Below are 5,709 nucleotides of genomic sequence, written 5' to 3' on the forward strand. Positions count from 1 at the left end.
AACAACCACAAGTGTCACCGATGTCCTGACACACCAAGTGTCACCGATGTCCTGAGGCAGAACTGTCACCGATGTCCTGAGACATCACACGCCAGCCGTGTCGGCGGCCGCGAACAAAACGTTGAAATCATGCGGATGCCGCATTGGGCTGCATTCGCATCGACGGCGTTAATGCCGAATGTGGACATTTCCGGCCTCCGCCCGTCACCAAGCGGTGCGCAGACGCGAATCCTCCACAACCATCGGCATCCCACCATCCACACACCCATCCCCCCCTCACCATCACAACCTCAAACGCCAAGGGCCGGTTTGAGATCGTCCAGCAGCCACCGCCGGGTTAGCCTTGTTGCGTGAGTACCGACGTGATCGCCAACGACTCCCACCGCGCCCGCCTGGCCGAACTCATCCGCGACCTCGCCGTCGTCCGCGGAAAAGTCACCCTCGCCTCCGGGCTGGAGTCCGACTTCTACGTGGACATGCGCCGCGCCACCCTGCACCACGAGGCCGCCCCCCTCATCGGCCACGTCATGCTGGACATGCTGGAGGAGGCCGGGCTGAGCACCGAGGACGTCGACGCCGTCGGCGGGCTCACCATGGGCGCCGACCCGGTTGCCACCGCCATGCTGCACGCGGCCGCCTCCCGCGGGCTGGACCTGGACGCCTTCGTGGTGCGCAAGGCCGCCAAGGACCACGGCATGAAGCGCCGCGTGGAGGGCCCCGACGTCGCCGGCCGCAACGTGGTAGTCCTGGAGGACACCTCCACCACCGGCGGCTCCCCGCTGGAGGCCGTCGCCGCGCTGCGCGAGGCCGGCGCCAACGTGCTCGCCGTCGCCGTGATCGTAGACCGCGCCACCGGGGCGCGCGAGCGGATCGAGGCCGCCGGCCTGCCCTACCACGCTGCCCTCGGACTCGCGGACCTGGGACTTGACTGACACCGCGGACCGGTCCGGGCCGCCCGGGACCGCCCCGCAGGCTCCACGTGTGAGCGGGGGCCGGGAGGCCAGCGCTAGGACGAGGACTGCGTTAGGACTGTATCTGCAGCGTCCGTCAGCTTCGGATCGGCGACGGTCAGGCGCTTCTTGCCGTCTTTGACTGCGGTTCGGTGCGCTGCGGCTTGGATCGCGTGCGAATGTTGCGACGGCCGGTACGCACGGTCACCAGACGGAACCGAGTTCCGTCGCCAGTGACCGGGACGGCGACAACACGCTCTTCCTGTGCGGGCTGATTCGGTGACTGCGGTAGAGACTGCATCATCATCGTCATGTCTGCTCCTCAAGAGACCAACTCAGGATACATGACTCGCGGCGGCTAGGCGAGCGGCGCGAGCTGGCGTTCAAGAACATCGGCTACGTCTTTGACGAGCTTGTCAAGGTAATCATGAAGGGCGTGGTCCTCGACTATTGCGTCCGCGAGATCCTGGGCGTTTTTCGAACCGGTGTCAGCGTCATCTGCGAGTTGGACTGCGATCGTGACGGATCCACATACGGTTGGTGGTTTGTTCGGCTGGGAGATTGTCACGCGCTGTCCAAGAATTGCGTCCCAGTGCTCTATGCCTTTCGTCTCCACTTGCTGCGTTTCAGAATGTAGGGCCTGTGCTGCCACCCACATACTGCCTGGTCGAGTGCTTATCGTCTTGACGACCTCCGGAATCAGGAAGACGTGTCCTTGCTTGCCAATCCTGTGCAGTTGATGGGAGCCGTCGGCGAGCCACACTGACACGTCTGACCGTGCAAGCCGGTCGTCCTTCAGGTTTAGCGTGGCACATTTGACGAACGCCCGGGATGTAGTCTCGAGACGGTTGCCGCTGACAACGCTGTTGAAGATGTGAGAAACGCGTTCTTGCGGTGACTGGTTGTCGCTGCGGGAAGTGGAACCGGCGCCATAGCGATACAGGTACTCCTCGATTAGCGTCGTTGCGTCAGAAAAGTGTTCCGTGATAAGCACCGTGATTCCGAGTTGTTCCCACTGCTTTTCGAGAAGTCGACGGTAATCCGCGAAATCGGCGTCCCCCAGATCCTGTAGCCCGCCTAAGCTCTCCTTCGCGATCACCAGGTAGCCCAGAGGGACGCTCTCAGTGGGAGATGCTGACTCGTCGCTGTTGCATGACCTAGATGCGGAGTTTCGTATCGCTTCGAACCATGCCTGTAGATCGTGGTCCGTCAGTGAGTGTCCGACTATGAAAAGGCTGAATCCGGATGTTCTGATTGCATTCAGCAACTCGAGTTGCCAACTGCTCTTGTCGTGCAATACTTTATTGTAGTCGGACTGGGTTACTATGGGGTTGACAGATGTGAATCCTGTGAGAGTTCCACCCTCCCATGACATTGTGTCATCAACATAACCGTGCAGGTGAAATACCGTAGGGAGATACCTGTCGTTTCCGTTATTGTCGCTGATGAAAGATTCGCTCGGTTGGAAATCGTCTAGAACAAAGACGTCTGATCTGTTGTAGTCCGCTGCGGCTCCTTCGTGCAGCAGATCGAAATTGGTGGTCAGGATCGGAAGCCCGTGAGCGGCCGCGTGCCTAGCGAGAATGTAATGCAAGGTGGTTGGAGGTGCGATGGCGTCATCGGGGGTGTTGGCGGGGTGCAGCGCGCGTGCGACCAGTGATCGCCAAGCGTCGTCAGGGTCGACGCCCTGCTTGACTGCCGTCGCATGGCATGCTGCGCGGGCGCCTTCGGCGATGACTTGTCTGTTGCCGGCGGCGGCGAGGTATCCGCGCGCGGAGTCTCGATCCGGCAGTGCGCCCGAGCCCACCAGCAGGTTGATGACGAAGTCATCCCAAGTGGGGTAGCCGGCCTCGTATGAGATTCCCGAACCGGTGAGGAAGATCAGTTTGTCTGGAGGCGTGACGATGCGGTCGATCAGTTCCCGGGTGATGTCGGGGAAGGCCATGGGACTCCTCGGACGACGTCGTCATGTTGAAGCCGTGTCGGTAGGACGGTCACTAAGCTACCGCAGGTGCGATCGTGGATGTGGTCGTATGTCGCGTACTGGCAGGGGACAGATGATGATGTTGGGATACCGAGGTGAACGGTGTGCGGGTGACGTCGGCGGCGCTGATCCGGACATCCCAGACGACCGCGACACCGCCGACCCGTCCGGGCCGCTCGAGCCCGATGCGCGGACAGAGGAGGGTGCGCCGCGCGAGGTCGGGGTCGGGCCGTGGCCCGGCGGGCGGGACGACTGGCCCGACGACCCCCGGTACGACCGGGCGCTGCTGGCCGACGGCGACCGCCGCAACGTCGTCGACCGCTACCGCTACTGGACCATCGAGGCGATCCGCGCCGACCTGGCCGTCCGCGCCCACCCGCTGCACGTGGCCGTGGAGAACGTCGCCCAGGACCTGAACATCGGGTCGATCGTGCGTACCGCCAACGCCTTCAACGTGGCTGCCGTGCACATCATTGGGCGGCGCCGCTGGAACAAGCGCGGCGCCATGGTCACCAACCGCTACCTGGACGTGCGCCACCACCCCGAGCCGGATGCGCTGCTGGAGTGGGCGGCCGAAGCCGGCTACGAAGTCATTGGCATCGATAACGGTCCACGGGCGGAGCTGCTGGAGGAGGCCGTGCTGCCCGAGCGCTGCCTGATGGTGTTCGGCAGCGAGGGGGAGGGCATCAGCCCGGCACTGTTGGCCCGCTGCTCCCGGGTACTGCGGATCGGCCAGTACGGCTCCACCCGCTCCATCAACGTGGCCGCCGCGGCCGCCGTCGCCATGCACACCTGGGTGCTGCAGCACGCCGGGCCCGCCCCCGACTGAGTCGAGAACGGGCCCGGCGGTGAACAAGCGGCCGTGGCCGGGTTGCGACGAGCGCTGGGCGGGACGACGGCGGGCCGCCCCGGCGCTGCGGTCAGCTCTGCTCGGCCTCGATGACCGGGTGGTTGGCCGGGGCGTGGGTGACCTCGATCTTGCGGGGCTTGGCCTCCTCGGCCACCGGGATGGTCAGGGTCAGCACGCCGTCGGTGTACTGGGCGGAGATGCGGTCCAGTGCCAGCCCGTGGCCGAGCGTGAGCTGGCGGGCGAAGGTGCCGCTCGGGCGCTCGTGGGCGAGCCACTGCACGTCCTTGGCGTCGGTGGCCGGGCGCTCGGCGCGCACGGTCAGGGTGCGGTCCTCGACGTCGACGTCGATCGTCGCGGGGTCCACGCCGGGCAGGTCGATGCGGGCCACGAAGGTCTCGCCCTCGCGGTATAGGTCGAGCGGCATACCGACGGATGCGGGCGTGCGTACCATGCCGCCGCTCAGCCAGCGGTCCAGGTCGCGGAACGGGTCGAATGCTGATGCTGCCATGTCAACCACCTCCAGTGGTTGCGGCCTCGGAGGTTCCGAGAGTCGCGCGGCTGGGCGTCCTTGCACCCAACCAGCTGCACCTCAATTGTGGCACCGCTCTAGGCAGGGTGATCCAGGTCATCGCCGACGGTGAAACCTCGGCTCGGAACCAACCGGGACCATGATCCGGTTCACCGACGCGCAAATCCGTGACAGAATCAGCGGTGCACCACTGACTATTCACTTTCCTCAGGAGGCACCCAGTGGCCATTGCAACCCCGGAGTCCTACGCCGACATGCTTGACCGCGCCAAGGCCGGCAAGTACGCCATCCCCGCGATCAACGTCACTTCCTCGCAGACCCTGTCTGCGGCGCTCAAGGGTTTCGCCGACGCCGAGTCCGACGGAATCGTCCAGATCTCCAACGGCGGCGCCGCCTACTGGTCCGGCTCCTCCCGGCTCGACCGCGTCAAGGGCTCTGTTGCCTTCGCGGCCTACGCCCGCGCTGTTGGTGACCTCTACCCGGTGACGATCGGTCTGCACACCGACCACTGCCCCAAGAAGATGCTCGAGCCCTGGATCCTCCCGCTGCTGGAGATGGAGGCCGAGCAGGTCAAGCGCGGGGAGCTGCCGATGTTCAACTCCCACATGTGGGACGGCTCGGCCGAGTCCCTGGATGACAACATTGAGATCGCCGTGGACATGCTGGCGCGCGCGAAGGCCGCCAACACGGTCCTGGAGATCGAGATCGGCGCCGTCGGCGGCGAGGAGGACGGCATCTCCGGTGACGAGAACGCCAACCTCTACACCACGGCCGATGACGCCTGGCGCGCCATCGAGGCCCTCGGCCTGGGTGAGAACGGCCGCTACATCACCGCCCTGACCTTCGGCAACGTGCACGGCTCCTACAAGCCCGGCCACGTCAAGCTGCGCCCGGAGATCCTCGGCGACATCCAGAAGGACGTCGCCGCCCGCCTGGGCGACCGCCTGTCCACCAAGGTGGGCGTGAAGGACTCGCCGTTCGACCTGGTCATGCACGGCGGCTCCGGCTCCACCGACGAGGAGATCGCCACCGCGGTGCGCAACGGCGTCATCAAGATGAACGTGGACACCGACACCCAGTACGCCTTCACCCGCCCGGTCGTCGACCACATGCTGAAGAACTACGACGGCGTGCTCAAGATCGACGGCGAGGTCGGCAACAAGAAGACCTACGACCCGCGCGTCTGGGGCAAGGCCGCCGAGGAGGGCATGGCCGCCCGCGTGGTCGAGGCCTGCGAGCGCCTCGGCTCCGTCGGCTCCGCCAAGCGCTGATCGGCCCGACGACGGCGTGCCCGGCGGTGGCCTGGCCCCACCGGGCACGCCGTGCGTGCGGAGAGCGTCTGAACGCGCTGTGACATTGGCGGCGGCCCCGGCACCCACGCGGTGCCGGGGCCGCC

At 65.5% G+C, this 5,709-nt stretch carries 6 protein-coding genes; 3 read left to right on the top strand and 3 right to left on the bottom strand.

The annotated features are described in order from the left end of the window. The first annotated feature begins 362 nt into the window (after positions 1-362). Positions 363-932 carry an orotate phosphoribosyltransferase gene (pyrE, locus tag GZ998_RS02025; RefSeq protein ID WP_202616349.1) on the top strand — a complete coding sequence of 190 codons (570 nt, stop codon included), beginning with the start codon at positions 363-365 and terminating at the stop codon, positions 930-932. A 136-nt stretch (positions 933-1,068) separates the two neighbouring features. Here the strand turns inward: pyrE and GZ998_RS02030 are convergent, their stop codons facing one another. Together GZ998_RS02030 and GZ998_RS02035 are read right to left on the bottom strand one after the other, a co-directional pair. Beyond that, positions 1,069-1,263: a hypothetical protein gene (locus tag GZ998_RS02030; RefSeq protein ID WP_161924967.1), complete on the bottom strand. Its 195-nt coding sequence runs from the start codon at positions 1,261-1,263 to the stop codon at positions 1,069-1,071. Positions 1,264-1,308: 45 nt separating this feature from the next. Beyond that, positions 1,309-2,895: an SIR2 family protein gene (locus GZ998_RS02035; RefSeq protein ID WP_219108669.1), complete on the bottom strand. Its 1,587-nt coding sequence runs from the start codon at positions 2,893-2,895 to the stop codon at positions 1,309-1,311. Between the two features lie 112 nt (positions 2,896-3,007). On the opposite strand from GZ998_RS02035, the gene GZ998_RS02040 reads away from it, so the two are divergent. Continuing rightward, positions 3,008-3,763 (top strand): TrmH family RNA methyltransferase, encoded by a 756-nt coding sequence (locus GZ998_RS02040; RefSeq protein ID WP_257504927.1) that lies wholly within the window; start codon positions 3,008-3,010, stop codon positions 3,761-3,763. Positions 3,764-3,854: 91 nt separating this feature from the next. Here GZ998_RS02040 and GZ998_RS02045 read toward each other — a convergent pair whose 3' ends face one another. After that, on the bottom strand, positions 3,855-4,292 hold the full coding sequence (locus GZ998_RS02045) for an Hsp20/alpha crystallin family protein (protein WP_219108672.1): 438 nt from the start codon (positions 4,290-4,292) through the stop codon (positions 3,855-3,857). A 242-nt stretch (positions 4,293-4,534) separates the two neighbouring features. Between GZ998_RS02045 and fbaA the strand changes: the two genes are divergently transcribed. Beyond that, positions 4,535-5,584, top strand: a complete 1,050-nt coding sequence (fbaA, locus tag GZ998_RS02050; protein ID WP_161924964.1) for a class II fructose-bisphosphate aldolase — start codon at positions 4,535-4,537, stop codon at positions 5,582-5,584. Positions 5,585-5,709: the final 125 nt, after the last annotated feature.

Origin of the sequence: Actinomyces sp. 594 (assembly GCF_019325145.1) — a bacterium.
Lineage (GTDB): Bacteria > Actinomycetota > Actinomycetes > Actinomycetales > Actinomycetaceae > Actinomyces.

Coding starts and splice junctions, on each gene's coding strand:
- GZ998_RS02030 (WP_161924967.1), bottom strand. CDS start 1,263: ATGACGATGATGATGCAGTCTCTACCGCAGTCACCGAATCAGCCCGCA.
- GZ998_RS02035 (WP_219108669.1), bottom strand. CDS start 2,895: ATGGCCTTCCCCGACATCACCCGGGAACTGATCGACCGCATCGTCACG.
- GZ998_RS02040 (WP_257504927.1), top strand. CDS start 3,008: ATGATGATGTTGGGATACCGAGGTGAACGGTGTGCGGGTGACGTCGGC.
- GZ998_RS02045 (WP_219108672.1), bottom strand. CDS start 4,292: ATGGCAGCATCAGCATTCGACCCGTTCCGCGACCTGGACCGCTGGCTG.